This is a genomic window from Pontibacter deserti (genome assembly GCF_023630255.1).
Taxonomy (GTDB): Bacteria; Bacteroidota; Bacteroidia; order Cytophagales; family Hymenobacteraceae; genus Pontibacter; species Pontibacter deserti.
This window is the reverse complement of the sequence record NZ_JALPRS010000001.1, coordinates 1108222-1124527: the sequence shown is the minus strand read 5'-3', so window position 1 is coordinate 1124527 and position 16306 is coordinate 1108222. Positions and strand designations below refer to the sequence as shown.

General features: G+C 42.4%; 20 protein-coding genes. 5 read left to right on the top strand and 15 right to left on the bottom strand.

The window, feature by feature from the left end; translation table 11 throughout:
* Positions 1 to 29: 29 nt before the first annotated feature.
* Both MJ612_RS04855 and MJ612_RS04850 read left to right on the top strand, forming a co-directional pair.
* Positions 30 to 1160 (top strand): tetratricopeptide repeat protein, encoded by a 1131-nt coding sequence (locus MJ612_RS04855; protein ID WP_187029966.1) that lies wholly within the window; start codon positions 30 to 32, stop codon positions 1158 to 1160.
* A 289-nt stretch (positions 1161 to 1449) separates the two neighbouring features.
* Positions 1450 to 1707: a TFIIB-type zinc ribbon-containing protein gene (locus MJ612_RS04850; RefSeq protein WP_187029963.1), complete on the top strand. Its 258-nt coding sequence runs from the start codon at positions 1450 to 1452 to the stop codon at positions 1705 to 1707.
* Positions 1708 to 1763: 56 nt separating this feature from the next.
* Here MJ612_RS04850 and MJ612_RS04845 read toward each other — a convergent pair whose 3' ends face one another.
* The 5 genes from MJ612_RS04845 to MJ612_RS04825 all read right to left on the bottom strand — a co-directional run bounded on the left by MJ612_RS04845 (position 1764) and on the right by MJ612_RS04825 (position 4949).
* Positions 1764 to 2171 (bottom strand): phage holin family protein, encoded by a 408-nt coding sequence (locus tag MJ612_RS04845; RefSeq protein WP_187029961.1) that lies wholly within the window; start codon positions 2169 to 2171, stop codon positions 1764 to 1766.
* A 75-nt stretch (positions 2172 to 2246) separates the two neighbouring features.
* Positions 2247 to 2918, bottom strand: coding sequence for a peptide-methionine (S)-S-oxide reductase MsrA (msrA, locus tag MJ612_RS04840; RefSeq protein ID WP_187029959.1), 672 nt, complete (start codon positions 2916 to 2918; stop codon positions 2247 to 2249).
* A 95-nt stretch (positions 2919 to 3013) separates the two neighbouring features.
* The gene (locus MJ612_RS04835; RefSeq protein WP_187029957.1) at positions 3014 to 4012 is read right to left on the bottom strand and encodes a cation diffusion facilitator family transporter; all 999 of its coding nucleotides are present in this window, start codon (positions 4010 to 4012) and stop codon (positions 3014 to 3016) included.
* A gap of 99 nt (positions 4013 to 4111) precedes the next feature.
* The gene (locus tag MJ612_RS04830; protein WP_187029955.1) at positions 4112 to 4387 is read right to left on the bottom strand and encodes a GIY-YIG nuclease family protein; all 276 of its coding nucleotides are present in this window, start codon (positions 4385 to 4387) and stop codon (positions 4112 to 4114) included.
* A gap of 133 nt (positions 4388 to 4520) precedes the next feature.
* Positions 4521 to 4949: a hypothetical protein gene (locus MJ612_RS04825; protein ID WP_187029953.1), complete on the bottom strand. Its 429-nt coding sequence runs from the start codon at positions 4947 to 4949 to the stop codon at positions 4521 to 4523.
* Between the two features lie 181 nt (positions 4950 to 5130).
* Between MJ612_RS04825 and MJ612_RS04820 the strand changes: the two genes are divergently transcribed.
* Positions 5131 to 5391 (top strand): hypothetical protein, encoded by a 261-nt coding sequence (locus MJ612_RS04820; RefSeq protein WP_187029951.1) that lies wholly within the window; start codon positions 5131 to 5133, stop codon positions 5389 to 5391.
* A gap of 1 nt (position 5392) precedes the next feature.
* Here the strand turns inward: MJ612_RS04820 and MJ612_RS04815 are convergent, their stop codons facing one another.
* The gene (locus tag MJ612_RS04815; RefSeq protein WP_187029949.1) at positions 5393 to 5593 is read right to left on the bottom strand and encodes a hypothetical protein; all 201 of its coding nucleotides are present in this window, start codon (positions 5591 to 5593) and stop codon (positions 5393 to 5395) included.
* Between the two features lie 163 nt (positions 5594 to 5756).
* Here MJ612_RS04815 and MJ612_RS04810 point away from each other — a divergent pair, with 163 nt between their 5' ends.
* Positions 5757 to 6518, top strand: coding sequence for a pseudouridine synthase (locus MJ612_RS04810; RefSeq protein ID WP_187029947.1), 762 nt, complete (start codon positions 5757 to 5759; stop codon positions 6516 to 6518).
* Here the strand turns inward: MJ612_RS04810 and MJ612_RS04805 are convergent.
* The 7 genes from MJ612_RS04805 to MJ612_RS04775 form a co-directional block, all read right to left on the bottom strand.
* Positions 6493 to 6849: a hypothetical protein gene (locus MJ612_RS04805; RefSeq protein WP_187029945.1), complete on the bottom strand. Its 357-nt coding sequence runs from the start codon at positions 6847 to 6849 to the stop codon at positions 6493 to 6495. The two genes, MJ612_RS04810 and MJ612_RS04805, sit on opposite strands and share 26 nt — an antisense overlap.
* 22 nt (positions 6850 to 6871) lie before the next feature.
* Positions 6872 to 7825, bottom strand: a complete 954-nt coding sequence (locus MJ612_RS04800; protein WP_187029943.1) for a DnaJ C-terminal domain-containing protein — start codon at positions 7823 to 7825, stop codon at positions 6872 to 6874.
* 151 nt (positions 7826 to 7976) lie between these two features.
* Positions 7977 to 8579, bottom strand: a complete 603-nt coding sequence (locus MJ612_RS04795; protein WP_250419056.1) for a YqaE/Pmp3 family membrane protein — start codon at positions 8577 to 8579, stop codon at positions 7977 to 7979.
* Positions 8580 to 8785: 206 nt separating this feature from the next.
* Positions 8786 to 9514, bottom strand: coding sequence for an N-formylglutamate amidohydrolase (locus MJ612_RS04790; RefSeq protein ID WP_187029941.1), 729 nt, complete (start codon positions 9512 to 9514; stop codon positions 8786 to 8788).
* A complete protein-coding gene (locus MJ612_RS04785) occupies positions 9508 to 10767 on the bottom strand; it encodes a carboxylate-amine ligase (RefSeq protein ID WP_187029939.1) in 1260 nt (419 codons plus the stop codon). The genes MJ612_RS04790 and MJ612_RS04785 overlap by 7 nt, the downstream gene beginning before the upstream one ends.
* On the bottom strand, positions 10760 to 12232 hold the full coding sequence (locus MJ612_RS04780; protein ID WP_187029937.1) for a RimK family protein: 1473 nt from the start codon (positions 12230 to 12232) through the stop codon (positions 10760 to 10762). Before MJ612_RS04780 ends, MJ612_RS04785 begins: the two co-directional genes overlap by 8 nt.
* A 7-nt stretch (positions 12233 to 12239) precedes the next feature.
* On the bottom strand, positions 12240 to 12956 hold the full coding sequence (locus MJ612_RS04775; RefSeq protein WP_187029935.1) for a cysteine peptidase family C39 domain-containing protein: 717 nt from the start codon (positions 12954 to 12956) through the stop codon (positions 12240 to 12242).
* Between the two features lie 178 nt (positions 12957 to 13134).
* Here MJ612_RS04775 and MJ612_RS04770 point away from each other — a divergent pair, with 178 nt between their 5' ends.
* A complete protein-coding gene (locus MJ612_RS04770) occupies positions 13135 to 13842 on the top strand; it encodes an MCP four helix bundle domain-containing protein (protein WP_250419055.1) in 708 nt (235 codons plus the stop codon).
* A 17-nt stretch (positions 13843 to 13859) separates the two neighbouring features.
* On the opposite strand, the gene argH is transcribed toward MJ612_RS04770, so the two are convergent.
* On the bottom strand, positions 13860 to 15194 hold the full coding sequence (gene argH, locus MJ612_RS04765; protein ID WP_187029933.1) for an argininosuccinate lyase: 1335 nt from the start codon (positions 15192 to 15194) through the stop codon (positions 13860 to 13862).
* Between the two features lie 46 nt (positions 15195 to 15240).
* Positions 15241 to 16305, bottom strand: coding sequence for a M20 family metallo-hydrolase (locus MJ612_RS04760; protein WP_187029931.1), 1065 nt, complete (start codon positions 16303 to 16305; stop codon positions 15241 to 15243).
* Position 16306: the final 1 nt, after the last annotated feature.

The window sequence follows — 16306 nt, the reverse complement described above, 5'->3', positions numbered from 1 at the left end:
CAACAAACACAAACCTTTCATAAACGAGCATGAAAAAAGTACTTTTAACTGCCCTGGCTGCCGCTACTATTTCAGTGGCAAGTGCACAGAACTCGGCTGTGAACAGTGCCATTCTTAACCAGAAAAATGGTACGCTTGACAAAGCACAGACTGAGATTGATAAAGCGATTGCACACGATAAAACAAAAAATAAGGCTAAGACCTGGTTTACACGTGGTACAATTTATCAGGACATGGTTGGTCACCCGGTTTATGGTAAAATGACCACTGAGAAAACTCCTGAAATTATTCTGGAGTCTTATAACAAAACAGTAGAACTTGATGGTAAAGATGGTCAGTACGGCAAGCAGGTACCTGCTCGCTTAGAGATGCTTTATGGTCAGGTATTAAATCAGGCGGTTGAACATCATAACAAGGAAGAGTGGGATCAGGCAATTTCAAACTATGATCTTGCTTCAAGAGTAAATCCTACGGATACTACAGCTGTTAAATATGCGGCATTAGCATCCATTGCAAAGAAGGATTACCCAAGAGCAATGACTTATTATGATAAGCTTATTACACTTGGCCACAAAACTGAAGATGTTTACAAAACCAGAGTGCAGTTGCTTCAGGAAACTCAGGCAAGTGATGATAAAGTAATGGCTGCCTTAGCTGATGGTTTAAAGGAGCATCCAAATAGCGTATACCTGATGCAGGAAGAGCTGCGTTACTACCTGAAAAATAACCGTGGTGGCGAAGCAATGGCTAAATTAGAGAAAGCTATTGAGAAAGATCCTAAAAATGCCAGCCTTTATGCCGTACTAGGTAACTTACAAGAGAAAGAAGGAAAACTGGATGCAGCTTATAAGAGCTATCAGAAGGCTATTGAAGTAGATCCTAAAAACTTTGATGCTTACTATAACCTAGCAGTTCTTGAATTTAACAAGGGTGTAAGCGTTGCGAAGAAAGCTGAAAAGATGGATTACGCTACTTACCAGAAAAGAGGTAAAGCTGTAGAAGCAGAGGCTAACAAACACTTCCAAGCTTCAGTACCATATTTCGAGAAAGCTATTGAAATTCAGCCAGAAGATCAGGCTACACTTAAAAACTTATTATCAGTTTATACTCGCTTAGGTCGTAAGGCTGATGCAGAGAGGATTAATAAAAAGCTGAAATAGTTTTAGAGCTTAAAGAATATTCAAAAAGGGAGGCAACTAGTCTCCCTTTTTAATTGCTCTACACATTACTTAACATAATATAAATTATAAGACTGATTTATACAATCTAAATAAGTGTCACTGATAATATACTTTATGTTAAATACGATTGATATTTTCTTAACGAGTAGTTCAACCTGCTTAAGCTACTGTTTGTCGGTAATGCAACTACATAAAGCTATACACTCCTGAATTGATTCGGAAATCTAATGATACCTAAGTATATTTAAGTTAAACAACTATCTAGCTTATGAAATGCCCTACCTGTAACGAAACGCTTTTAATGAGCGATAAAAACGGAGTTGAAATTGATTATTGCCCGAAATACCGTGGTATCTGGCTAGACCGTGGCGAGTTGGAAAAGATTATAGAACGCTCAGGCGAACATTATTCTAAAAAAGAAAATTACGAGTCTGATTACAAGCGCTATGGTTACGATCAATATGGTAACAAAAAGCATCCGCACAAGAAAAAAGAATCCTTTCTAAGCGATTTTTTCGACTTTTGATAACAAAAAAGCCTGTGCAATTAAACTGCACAGGCTTTTATACTTATAACTAAATACTATACTTGCTGAAAGATTTGCTCTGTTTGAGGCTTCTGTTCAAGTTGAGCATATTCTTCTTCTTCGTTATCGCCACGCAGCCAGCCAACTATGGCTAAAGCTATGGCTACAGCTATGGCAATGATCAGTGCCGGCAAAAATCCATCTATTTTAAAGTTTCCAACCAGCTTATCGACTAGCTTTAGCATTAGCGCTGTAACGATTAAACCTACGATAGCTTCCAGTAAAAAGAAAGTTACCAGGTTAAGCAAACCGCCTAATAACCAGCCAATTGTAGCAGTAAAAATGGCCGTAAGAAAAGCTACCCAAAGTGCGGTCCAGAAGCTTTTTACGTGCACACTCGACATAGCATAAGAAAGAATCAGAATGACAGCTGCTGTCACTAACAGATTAATAATGAAGTCCATAGTTGTATTGTTTTGTATAAATTATCAATTAGATTTTATACTACGCAATAAAACCATGTTTTGATAACAAGTAGCTTATTTCCTGAATTGTGGCTTTAGTTTGGCTTTATAGTTGGTTTCAAATTTTTTTACTTTAGGGCGGGCTATACTTACAACATAAGGATCAGAAGGATTACGTTCATAATAGTCCTGGTGATATGCTTCTGCCTGCCAGAATCGCTTGAGTGGCTCTACTGTTGTAACGACTTTGTTTTTATACTTACCTGATGCGCTTAATCTGCTGATATACTTAGTCGCTATATTCTTTTCTTCAGGTGTTCTGTAAAATACTATTGAACGATATTGCTTCCCAACATCAGGTCCCTGGCGGTTTAGTGTGGTTGGATCATGTGTCGCAAAAAATACTTCTACCAGCTCCTGGTATGATATTTTTTCAGGATGATAATATACCTGCACAGCTTCTGCATGACCAGTTAGCCCAGCACTTACCTGTTTATAAGTAGGATTCTTCTCCAGACCACCGGAATACCCGGAAATAACGGCCTCCACTCCTACCAAACGCTCAAAATATGCTTCAGTACACCAGAAACAACCACCAGCAAAAGTGGCTTTTGCTAATCCTGTTGTATCAGCTGATAATGTATAACTTATCTCCTGCTCCGTAGAAAGTTGTTCAGAAGAATTTTGCTGACAGGATGTAAAAAACATCAGCAAAGGAATAAACAGGGAAGAATAAAGAGTAGCCATAAAACACAGGTTAAACCAACTTACTGCCTACTTATCTACCAACAAGTAAGAAGCTTATACTTTATCAACTATAAGTAAAGTATATTGTTTCGTACTTAATATAAACTGTGTTTACGGTCGGCTATTACTTTTTCAAAGTCCCACTCTACACGTTCTTTTAAAGCATGCTGGCGTACCTCACAATCTGGTTTGCTGCAGATGTTGCACGATGGCTCTATGCATGGATCTGTATGCACAAAGAGTTCTATACTTTCGTCTATCTTTTCTCTGATAAGTTTGCCCAATGCTTCTACTTCATCGTGGGCTTCCATTACATTTAAGTACCAGGGCACTGTTAAGTGGCAGTCAATATGAAGCGTGGCACCATACTTAATCACTCTCAGATTATGGATATCAATCCAGTTATCGCGGCGATGATCATTCAATACTTTAACAATTCGCTGCAGCAATTCGTAATCAGCTTCATCCATAATACCTGCTACTGAAGAGCGGATAATTTTATAGCCGGTATAACAGATAATCCCTCCAAAGATAACTGCCACTACACTATCCAGCCATACCATACCAGTAAAAAAGATGAGAACGAGCCCCAGAAGTATACCAGCAGTTGAGTATGCGTCTGATTTAAGGTGCTTCCCTCCTGCTACTAAAACAAGAGAGTTTACCTGCTGGCCTTTGCGCTCTGTAAAATACCCAACTATAAAATTTACTACGCCTGTAATACCTGTCAGTAAAATACCAATATCGAGTTGGTGAAGCGTGTGCGGCTCAAAAAGGTTATAAACTGACTTAACGATTATTATTGCACCTGCTACAAGTATAAGTGAACCTTCAAGAGAAGCGGCAATAAATTCTATTTTACCGTGGCCATACGGATGGTTCTCGTCGCGTGGACGTGCAGAAAGCACCAGGCTATACAGTGAAAACCCACCTGCTACAACATTGATGATCGATTCAAGAGCATCAGTAAGTATAGCGTTTGAATTTGTAAGAAAATAAGCTACAAACTTAGCTACCAGTAACAGTACACCCACCGTAACCACAACCAGTTGTAGTCTTATGTTTTCGCGCAGGCGGCTTATAGTTTGTAGCATCAGGAATTTAGGCAGGTATTTAAAATGATGAGCTGCAAAGATACAAAATTACCTGCCAAACAGCCTTTTTACCGGCTGTCAATAAATTAATACTTGTAGTTAAAGCAGATCGCTTAGGTCCAGCCAGTTTGGATTCATAGACTCTATCAGGCGCTTGTTATCAGTATGGCTGCTTTCCTTTATCTGCTTCTCACGTGCCAGGGCCATGGCTTCGCGATCATAATGCTCATAATAGACCAGCTTTTTTGGTAGATCTGTATTCTGCTGCGTCTGTTGCAGTTGTTGCTGTATATTTCCGGCCATACCTATCTGTAGGTTTGTCTCAGTTTCTCCCCCGAAAATGTAAACAAAGTAGTGGTTATTGTTCGCTTGCATAGTTAGCTATATTTATATGAAACTATACGTATAGAAATTGCTGATGTTGGCAGCATCGTTGCTTCACTTTCACAAACGTTTCTAAAGTTTTAGTATTGCAGGCTACACACTCTAAATAATGTTCTATCCAGGCTTATACTGAAACTTTCTTTTCCAGCAGCCAGTCATAGGCCTGATTTATTTCATAAAAAGTTTGGATCTCTACTTTTGAGCTCAACTTTATGATTTCATCCGTCCCGATCTGAGTATAAAACGCAGGCGAGTATACCCAGGCAAAATAGCGGACCCCTAACTTATACATTTCCGGAAACCATACTTTGCCTACCCAGTCTATTGCCCCCGGGTAATGACCTGTAACTTTTGAGTTGTTGTTTAATATCTTCGGGAATGGTTGCTGGCTTAAGGCATTCAGTATAGCGGTACATCCTAGTCGTGCCCTGCCTGCATCAAGCACACCAGACCAGTCGGCAAGAAGAATTTCATTCCCATCACACTCGTACAATTTCAGGAAGTCAGCCGCCTGTGGCGCACTCAACTGCTTTCCGAGTATAATTTTTTCCATGTAACCGCTACGCTCCAGTATTTTAACAATTTAGTAGTTTACTTATACTGTACAGGGCTGTTAATTGTGTCGCTATTCACCAACTATATAGTAATGTTAAATATAAATTAGTGCTTTTTTTGTGCAATTATACTTGCAGTTGGTTATTATCCCTGCGGATGCCTGTTCCGTATAGAAAACTATGGGTCTGAATAAAAAAATAGAATATTTCCTGCAAAAGACTTTTACCCCGGATGCACGCATTGATGATCGTATGCTAGGCAAGGATCTTACGTTTATAACAAATGAGAATGGTGAGCCGGTAACCTTGTTTATAGGCACACGCAGAGAAGACGGAGCTATATCAGGAGAAAGGTATGTGCGTAAAATTGTAAGAAAACCTGGCAGCCAACAGATACAGAAGAGCCACTGGGACTTAAAAGGTAAAGTTGTTAAAGCCTGAACTATAATTCCTGTAAATCATAATCTTTGCCTTTCCCATACTGTGTCAGGTCGTGCAGGAAATACTGATCAAGTGTATGTAAGTCTTTCAGTTTAAAAATATCCTCTTCAAAAATATCAATCACCCAAAACTCGAATACCTCGCCGTGGTTTCGCAGCCTGTATTTTTTCCCTCTCCGAAGATTATTTAATGCTAACGCCATAAGTAAGTTTAGAACTGTAAAGTTACAGGTTCGTGTTTACCTGTTTAAGATTATTTAGGGAGTTTTTACGGCTACGTTAGTGTAAAGTATAACGCATTCCTTTCTTAACCTTTAAATTGGCTGGTAATTCTTGCTACCTTTGCACTCTTAATAAGCTTATACTGTGTTAGATATTATCTTTGAAGATGCCCATTATGTGGCAATAAATAAACCGCATGGGTTACTGGTGCATCGCACACGCATAGCAGAAGAGAAAAAGGAATTTGCTTTGCAGATGCTCCGCGATCAGTTAGGACACAAAGTATATCCTATTCATCGCCTGGACCGTGGCACATCCGGCGTGTTATTATTTGCCAAAACACCTGAAGCAGCTGCGCCGCTGGTAAAGCTTTTTGAAGAACGGGAAACCAGGAAGGTATACTATGCAATTGTACGTGGTTATATTTTAGAAGAGGCTACAATTGACAATCCAATCCGGCCAGATAAAGATCATCAGCATAAAGAGGCACAGGACGCCATCACAAACTATAAAAGAATAGCAACTGTAGAATTACCTATACCTGTGGGCCGATATGCTACAGCCCGCTATAGTTTGGTACAGGTACAACCTGAAACCGGACGCATGCACCAGATACGCAAACATTTTGCGCATATCCGGCACTATATAATTGGAGATAAAAAGCACGGCGACTGGCGGCACAACAAGATGTTTCTGGAAGAACTTAACAGCTCAAGTATGCTGCTGCACTCTTCAGATCTATACTTTGTGCATCCGTTTACTAATAAACAGATACATATAAATGCACCGCTTTCTGCAAATATGTCCAGGTTGTGCTGTGAATTTAACTGGCAGGAATTACTGGTAGCACATAATGCAGTTCTTACACAGGCAACAGACGCTACTCCTTGTGAAGCGCGCGCTTGATTAGCTCTACCTGTAACTGGGCCACCAGTTGATTTTTAGAATCTGCATTGATTACAAGTAACATGTAGGCCATTGGAGACAAACGCCAGTCTTGCACTACCTGCCCGTTCTGCGCGCGGTATACTGTTTTTATGTTTTCCTGTAACGGAAGATGCATGCAACTACAAACTTCAGTGGTACGTTTTACGGCTTGGTCTAATTCTTCGCGGCTCTGGCAGCCATGCTTTTCCAGCAGGTCGCTGGCATAAAAAGTAAGGTGGCTCTCTGCCATGCTGTCCAGAAAGTTACTGATCAGGCTGTTGTACTGTAATTGGTCTAAGGTTGCTAACATAGTTGCATTAATATTTTGGTTATCATGCTGCTTTCTTAGCTTGATGTATTTCTCTCAGCTTCTGAAACAGCTCTTTTTCTTCTTCGCTCAGGTGCGTTGGCAGCGTTACAGTTATCTTTACGTAAAGGTCGCCGTGCTGGTCAGGTTTGCCATAAACAGGCATGCCTTTTCCTTTTAACCTCAGGCTTTTATCACTCTGTGTTCCGGCTGGTATTTTTAACTTAAGCTGTCCTGTTAGTGTACGCACATGGGCATCCCCTCCAAGTATAGCTGTGTACATGTCTACCGGTAAAGTAGTGTACAGATCGTTGCCTTTGCGTTCGAAGTTATGGTCCGGCTTAATCAGCACTTTAATATACAGGTCTCCAGCAGTGCCGCCCCCCGGACCTGGTGCACCCTTTCCTCTTATTCTAAGCACCTGCCCGTCTGCAACTCCTGGTTTGGTAGTAATGCGCAACTGCTGATTTTGAAGGTTTATTAAACGCGAGGCACCATGATAGGCTTCCTGCAACGAAATTTCCATCTCAGATTCATAGTCCTGCCCTTTGGCTGCATGAGTCCGGCCTCTGCCACCTGTTTGCTGGCTAAAGCCACCACCGCCCCCAAAAAACTGCTGAAAAAATTCAGAGAAGCCGCCACCAAACATATCAGCATCAGTTTCGAAACCGCGGAAACCACCAGGCTGTCCACCTCCGTAATACTCGTACTGGCCTCCCCTGCCACCAAATCCACCGGCTCCTGCATTCTGATACTGCCGCCAGTTGGCACCTAGCTGGTCATATTGTTTGCGCTTTTCTTCATCACCGAGCACTTCATAAGCTTCGCTTATATCCTTAAACTTATCTTCAGCAGCTTTGTCACCTTTATTTTTATCAGGGTGATATTTCTTGGCCAGCGCGCGGTAAGCTTTTTTAATTTCAGCCTGAGACGCTGATTTGGTTACGCCTAGTATCTTATAATAGTCCTTGTAGTCCATGGTTTATGTGTTGCTATACTTCAGATAAAACACACTGCTGATACATTGTATAAAACGTGACTAAGCCACACCGGTTTACGCACGGTTGAAAATTAGCCGGATACAAAAAAAGCACCTTTGCAGGTGCTTTCTTATACTTTATAGTTGCTATTTAGATCGTATCTGTTACTACAAGCAAGGCGTAAATCACTCCCGGAATCCAGAATAGCAGTGTAAGTATTATGCTTATCCAGAACGAGGTTCCTATACCATCGTGCAGGAAGACCGCCAATGGAGGCAATAATACAGCCAAAATAACCTCTACAATAGAAACTCGGGACCCGCTCTGTTTCATTGCTTCTCTCAATTCCTTTTTAAGCTCTTTTTTCTCAGCTTTTGTCATGCTGGCTACGCGCTCTTTTACCAGTTCAAGCGCTTCAGCTTCAGCTAAAGTTTTGTTTGCTGCAGCAGTTTCTGCTACGTTGGTTACCGGAGCTAATTTAGCTGGAGCAGCTACAACCTTTGACTCTGTAGAAGCTAATAATTTTTGTGCATCAGCTTTTACAACAGCTTTATCCTCAGCTGCCTCTATGGCTATTTTAGCCAAGCTCTCAGTTTCTACTGGTTTTGTGGCAGGTTCTTGCTTTTGCTTAGATTCATAATATGGAGCTTGTTTGTTTCCGGCAAACTCATAATATTTAACTGAGCTACAAGCAAAGAATAGCTGTCCGGCAACAAATATCAGGACTAATTGAAGTAAACTTTTAATGTTCATAGTTTAAGTATTAATGATGAAAATAATGCTGTAAAGGATCTGTAACTATAGATATATGTTATAATGTTCGTAATACTATTTAAATATTGATTTGGTTGTTATTAATCGGTAAATGAATGCTTTAGGAGACGATTGGCAGATGAACTAAATGCTTAATGAATTTATATTAATCAATTCACCAGTAGTAAGGCGAACCAACTTATACTTCAAATCTCCTCTTCTTCAGAAAGCTCTGGTCTGAACTGTTTTAAAGTAGCCTGCAGAGAAGTATAAATAGCCTGCTTTACTTCTTCCCATACTTCAGGCTGATTTAACTTAAACTTCTGGTTTACTTCCAGTTCAATTCCAATGTATTGTTCTTCGGTAAACTTTCGTCGCAGATAAGTCGGGAAACCATCCGCAATGCCTAAGTATGGATAATTGAACCGCACCTGTAATTCGCTGCTTTGCTTTTGAAGCTGCTGTTTCCAGGTGCGGCTAAAGGTTTGCTCCAGCTTGCGTTTAGGGTCATAAAGCAAGCCAATATCGGCATCACGAACTTGTCCGTCCAGTTCGGGAGTAAAGGTATGCACTGCTACATGCAGTACTTGCCTTCCAGCCATTACAAAATCATGGATCAGGTGCTCTACTTCCTCACGATAAGGGAAATAATGTTCTTTCAGGATAGCTGATTTTATGGTATCATCCAGTTCCCGGGTTATATCAGAGAATAATTTTGCATGGTTCAGGGAGCGGTTAAGCTCTACAAGTAACCTGGATGTTTCAGAAAAAAAAGATTTATCTGCTAAGGGCTCAAGTGTTCTGAATAATTCCAGTGCACCAATATCAATACCCTTATGCGACGCCAACAACTGTTCTTTTCCCTCAAAAAAAGAAGTATAAACTTCCGGTATCCGGTTACCTCCGTGTTCGCAGGTCAGCAATAATTTTAGCATGGTTTTTCAGGTAAGTACACGCCACCTTTCTGCAGGCATTTCGCCAACTGTGTATATACTTTTGCGATAGTTGAATTGTCAGGGTTTAATTGAGTAGCATCTAAAATTCGTTTGGCCAAGTTTCCACGCGAAAGTATCACATTAAGCGCATGTTGCACTTCAGGTTGTTCTTCCAACACGATGCATTCTTTGACCAGGTGTCGCCATAGTTCTCCGGCTGTACAGTTATCAGTACACTCAAATCCAAAACATCGCAGAAATTCCAGATCAGTAAGTATAGTTTCCTGGCCATTAGAAATGACCTGTACTAATATTCTGGAAAGCCTGTGTTCGTCAAACGTTTTAAGCTCCTGTAAAGCCACCCATCGCTCCCCTATCAATGCCTGTAGAACAGCTACCGTTGCCTGAACTATAGCCAGGTCAGCAACCGGGCTTTCCTGTATATCCAATAAGCGGATCTCTATGGTATTGCGCTCAAAGCGGGCAATAGCGCCACGCGAATTTAGAAATTCTTCCTGCAGCGTTCCCTCAGGGTCATGCGGGGCCACATCAGCATACATTTTATTCAAGATCTGCTCTTCATAATCTGCTTTACTGAATACTGGTTCCGGTATTACTTTACCTGTAATGCTTGGAATTTTGCCTTGGTTGTGGCGGTATACTTCCAAACGTGAATCAAACATGCCGGTAACCTTGCCATCAAGTATAGGAGATGATGCACTTAAAGCCGGAAGTATAGGCAAGAGCATACGAATAGCAGCGTGCAATCTGGCAAACTCTTCATCGTTAGCGAAAGGCAGGTTCAGGTGTGTACTCTGCAGGTTTGCCCAACCGTGGCCTTTGCAATCGAAGATACGGTTATAAGCTTCGTACACTGCATTATGCTCGTGTGGCCATAGTTGCGTATCAGTGTCCGGGTTCATGAGAGGGTGTGCACCTGTTGGCAACAGCATGGCATCGTGCTTTTCCAGCATTTGGTTTATCTTCTGCACATGCTCCTGAAACTTAAGATGTAACCCTTCCAGCGACTTTACCGGCCCCTGTGTTTTCAGTTCCACTACATGCAGTACCAGTTCATTAGACCAGGCTATTTCACCAAACTTCACATCAGAAATGTATTGCCCTACTTCATCATAAATCAGTTTATCAGTAATAGGCAGTACATGCAGGTCTTTCCTGCTCACGATCATATATTCCAGCTCCACGCCAAAGCCTTCGAAGAGGTGCAGGATGCGTTTGGGTTGGCTACTCATCGGTTCTGAAGTTTTTATGGTTGTCAATACGTCGTTTAATGGATTTGATGATAGCAGCATATAGTTCTTTTTTCAGTATTTTATCTTCACAGCCCGAGTCTATACTTGGGTTATCGTTTACTTCTATTACGTAAGCTTTTCCGTCTATTTCTTTAATATCAACCCCATACAGGCCATCGCCTATCAGGTTGGCAGCTTTTAGTGCCGTATGTAGCACATGAAATGGTACTTGCTCAAATGGCACTACTTCATCATCTCCTTCTTCGTCCTGTTTCTTTTTGCCATTCCAGTTATAGATCTGCCAATGATCTTTTGCCATAAAATATTTGCAGGCATAAAGCGGCTGTTTGTCCAGTACCCCAATCCGCCAGTCAAAATCTGTTGGTGTAAATTCTTGGCCTATAATCAATTCTGAATCAGACAACATCTCATCCAGTTTCTTTTCCAGGCTTTGTTTGTTGTTGGCCTTTACCACGCCTTGCGAGAAGGAACTGTCCGGTTTCTTTAATACACAGGGTAAACCTAGCTCAGCCTCTACCTGCTCCCGGTTATCTTTATGGATAATCATGGTTTTCGGAACAGGTACTTTCGCTTTGGTAAGCAGTTCAGCCAGGTATACTTTGTTGGTACACCTCAGTATGGAAACCGGATCGTCTATTACCACCAGCCCGTCAGCAAACGCTTTACGGGCAAACTTATACGTGTGGTGATTTACGGAAGTAGTTTCTCTGATGAACAGGGCATCAAACTCAGCCAGTCGGCGGTAATCGTCTTTGGTGATAAGTTCGGTGTAAAAACCTTGTTGCTCTGCCGCTTCTACGAAATTCTGAATGGCGCGTTCATTAGATGGCGGAGCTTTTTCTTCGGGATCAACAAGTATAGCCAGGTCGTATACTTTACGGGCAATTCGTGCGCCTGCAAAACGATGTCTGGCAAAGTATGCTTTCGCAAAACGTACCATGTATCGCTTATGGTTTTCGGGCACTTCAGTTACCGGTATAGGCGATATACTTTGCAGTACCCATTCATCCTTATAAACAAACTGAGCCCGTAAAAGCGGAGCCTGAAACAGATCATGCAGTTGCTTGCAAAGCTTTTCATACTTCTCAGCAACGTTCTGCCCGAAGTATATACTCAGCGTAAATGTTTTTGACTTCAGTTTGCCGAGGCTTTTCTGTACCAGGTCGTTTATTTCCATGGTGATGGCTCGCGCTATAGTTGGCGTTTTAAGGTCCTGCATGGTAGTTACGCTTGGTATAGGTTTATGACCACGCGCCTCGGCCAGCAACGACACATAGTAGCCAGCACTCTGGTATTTATATGATCGGCATAGATTAAATATCCTGGCGTTTTTTATATCTGTATAAGTAGTATCTGTCAGGTAAGTCTGGGCATCAACAACTTCTACGTCTTCTATCTTCGTTTCCCAGTCTTTTGGGTAATCGACAACTACTATTTTTCGCATGTTGAGGTTATTCAGTTAAGGGTTCTTTTGGCTCAATGGCCAGCAGGTTTGCATCGAAGGTTGACATGCCCAGCATGATGGAACTGAGCAAATGCGAAAGTCCGACTTCGTAATAATTATTGTTAAAGTATGGGTTCTCAGGGTAAGGGTCGGCTACCACTACATGTTGCAGATCATCGGTAAAGCCACAAAGCACCACGAAATGACCCATCGGGTAACCACGAACATCATCATAAACAGAATTGCCAGCTTCATCGGCAAATTCGCGGGCACTCCGGTACAGGTATGTTGCACTTAAACCCGTTAGCATCGGAATACCATTATCAAAAAAGGTTCTTAATAAAGATATAGTAAGATCTTCGCAGCGGAGTGTTCCGCCAAGCTTCAGAAATTCAATGTAAGCTTTAGAAGCCCTTTTAAGTTTTTTACCTGTTTTTATCTCCAGTTGTTCCTCCAGTTTAGAAATAAGCTCATCATTTGAGAGCCCAAACCAGGTTGGATCAAAAACATTAAGGTTATAAGTAAATATTGTTGCCTTATATCCACGTTGCAATGCATGGCAGGCTAGCAAAACTTCCAGGGTACCTCCTTCATCCAGGTACGGCACCTCCTTTATCACCTCGCTAAGCGGAATAGGATCTTTAAAATACTTATAGACGGCATGCAGGCTGGTAGGGCCACAGGTTGAATCGTCGGGTTGGGTATGTATCTTTATCGGGATCACTATGTTCTGCTTTGTGTTTTATAAGAAACAGTGTGCACCCTTATACGCTGTACTAACTATAAGTTATTAGAATAAAGCAAGATTGAGTATGATCAAAGTATTGTAATTTAAAGATGCGATCTATACTTATAGTGATAATAGTATACTTATTCGCTTCAGAATGATTAACTTGGTTACAGTGAGCACCAAGAACCAGACCATGAGATGGAGTTTCAGTTTTAAGCAGCGCCATAAAGTAGCGGTTGCTTTTTTATCGATGTTTGTGATTATAGTTTTCGCGAACTGGTTTGTGAGCTATAGTATGGAGCAGGTAGGCCGCAAATTTCAGTCGGTGTACCAGGACAGGTTGATACCATCGCTTGACATTTCGGAAATACTGGAGCGGTACTACCAGAACCGTATGTTACTGGAGGAACATATTCTGGCTGATAATATCTACAGTCAGGACAGTTTACATCAACATATAAATGCCAATACCAAGGCCATTGAAGCACTGATGGAGAAGTATGAAACCACTTACCTTGTTGATCAGGAGCAAAAAAACTTGACTGCCTATAAATCCCAATTCACAAAGCTGGTACAGGTACAGAACAGTATATTGCAGTTGAGTACAAATGGGAATAAAGGGCTTGCCAGGAAATTATACTTAACAAACGGCTACACTGCATTTCAGAATTTACTAGAGCCGCTGCACGCACTCATCCGCGTGCAGGGCGATGTTGGGCAGGAGCTTTACCAGTCGGCTGACAGAAGTGTAAAAATGCTGAAGGTGCTCTCCTACCTTGTAATTGGCTTAGCCGTTATAGTTGCGCTTATAGTAGGTACGCTCCTGCAAACGTCGCGTAAACTAAATAATATTAAGCCCCAGAAATTCCACCTGAACTAAGTATAAAGTATGAGCTGCTACTCTGCCAATAGTGCATTTACAGCGGCATCAACTTTCGTAAAATCAAAGGCCTGTAACACCTGCTGCATCTGCACTGCAATTTGCTCGGTGCACAGGTTGCCTATACTACCTTCGTGGGTGTGGTGCACTTGTGTTGGCGCTTCGAAAGTACCATTGGCTATGGCAGATCCTACCTTTTTATATGCATCCCGGAAAGGCACACCCTGCAGCACTTCGTTGTTTACCACCTCCACGCTAAAGGCATATTTATACTTTTCGTCCTGCATGATGTTGTCTTTAACAATAAGCTTTGGCAGCATGTAGTTCGCCATCTGCAGGCAGTCGAGCAGTGTACCAAAAGCCGGGAAAAGGCTCTCTTTCAGAAGCTGCATATCACGGTGATAACCTGATGGCAGGTTAGCTGTTTGCAGGGCGATTTCGTTTGGTAGTCCTTGGAGTTTGTTACACTTGCCACGGATCAGCTCGAACACATCCGGGTTCTTTTTGTGTGGCATGATGCTGGAGCCTGTAGTCAGTTCATCAGGCAAGCTTACAAAGGCAAAGTTCTGGCTCATGTAGAGGCATAAGTCCATGGCCATACGACCTATAGTTGCGGCTATAGTTGTCAGTGCAGTAGCTACTACACGTTCAGTTTTGCCTCGTCCCATCTGCGCATAAACCACGTTATAGTTCAGGCTCTCGAAACCCAGCAGATCAGTAGTTAGCTGGCGGTTAAGCGGGAAAGACGAACCATAACCGGCTGCCGAGCCAAGCGGGTTTTTATTGCTGATGCGGTAAGCAGCTTGGACAACCAGCAAATCATCAATTAAACTCTCGGCATAAGCGCCAAACCATAAACCAAAAGATGATGGCATAGCAACCTGCAGGTGCGTGTAACCCGGCAACAGTTTGTCTTTGTGCTGCTCGCTGAGGTTCTGTAAAGTATGAAACAAAGTCTCAGTGGCTTCAACCACCTGGCGCAACTGGTGGCGCATGTATAGTTTGAGGTCAAGCAAAACCTGGTCGTTGCGGGAGCGGCCACTGTGTATCTTTTTACCGGCTTCGCCAATGCGTTTCGTCAGTAGCAACTCTACCTGTGAGTGCACATCTTCCACGCCATCTTCAATCAAAAAATTACCTTGTGCTACTTCGGCGTAGAGTTGTTTCAGCTCGCGTTGTACGGCAGCAAGATCTTTCTGCTCCAACAGACCAACCTGGTTCAGCATACGCGTGTGCGCCAGCGAGCCAAGTATATCAAACGGTGCCAGTTCCAGGTCCATTTCGCGGTCGTTGCCAACCGTAAAACGTTCTATTTCTTCCTGTACCTGTATATCTTTCTGCCAGAGTTTCATGTGGTAAATTATTGATTGTTGTATTGTTAAATTGTTGATCTGGTAACTATAAAACTACTTTTTCAAGCATCTGAATATAGAGTGGGATACCTTCTTCTAGTTCCTGTAGTTCAATGTACTCGTCGGCAGTGTGTGAGCGAGCGGAGTCGCCGGGACCAAGTTTTACAGATGGCACACGAAGCAACGCCTGGTCAGAAGTAGTGGGTGAACCGTAAGTATTGCGACCAAGTTTTATACCAGCCTGAACTATAGGATGTGTAAGCGGAATACCTGATGGCTGCAAACGAACGGAGCGCGACGTAACGGTCGCTTTTACATGCTGCTTTACAGTATCCAAGACTTCTTCCAAACTATAAGCGTCTGTAACACGCACATCTACGGTAAACTTGCAGGTATCCGGCACCACGTTATGCTGCGAACCAGCCTGCAACACTGTTACGCTCATCTTTATCGGTCCAAGCGTTTCCGAGACTTTCTCAAATTTATAGTTGCGGAACCACTCGATATCAAACAGGGCTTCGTAAATGGCATTGACTCCTTCTTCACGGGCAGCGTGTCCGGCTTTTCCGTGGGCAACACAGTCCAGTACCAGCAGTCCTTTTTCGGCAACGGCCAGGTGCATTTGCGTAGGTTCGCCAACTATAGCAAAGTCTATTTCACCGAGTTGCGGAAGTATTGATTCCAGTCCGTTTGTCCCGGAAATTTCTTCTTCGGCGGTGGCTGCTAGTATAAAGTTATACTTCAGGTTTTGCTGCGGATAAAAGTATAAAAACGTAGCGATCAGGGACACCAGGCAACCACCAGCATCGTTACTGCCCAGCCCGTATAGTTTGCTGTCTTTTATAGATGGCGTGAACGGATCTATAGTATAACCGGCGTTTGGTTTTACAGTATCATGGTGCGAGTTAAGCAGTATAGTTGGCAGTTCCGGTTTGAAGTGCTGGTTACGAGCCCACACATTGTTTCCCTGTCGCTCTGCCTTTACGCCGTGTTGCTCCAGGAAAGTATAAATGGTGTCAGCAGTTTTATCTTCTTCGCGACTAAATGAAGGAATGCTAATCAGTTCCTGCAACAGCTGCAGCGCCTGTGGGTATAGCTCTTTTTCAGTCATA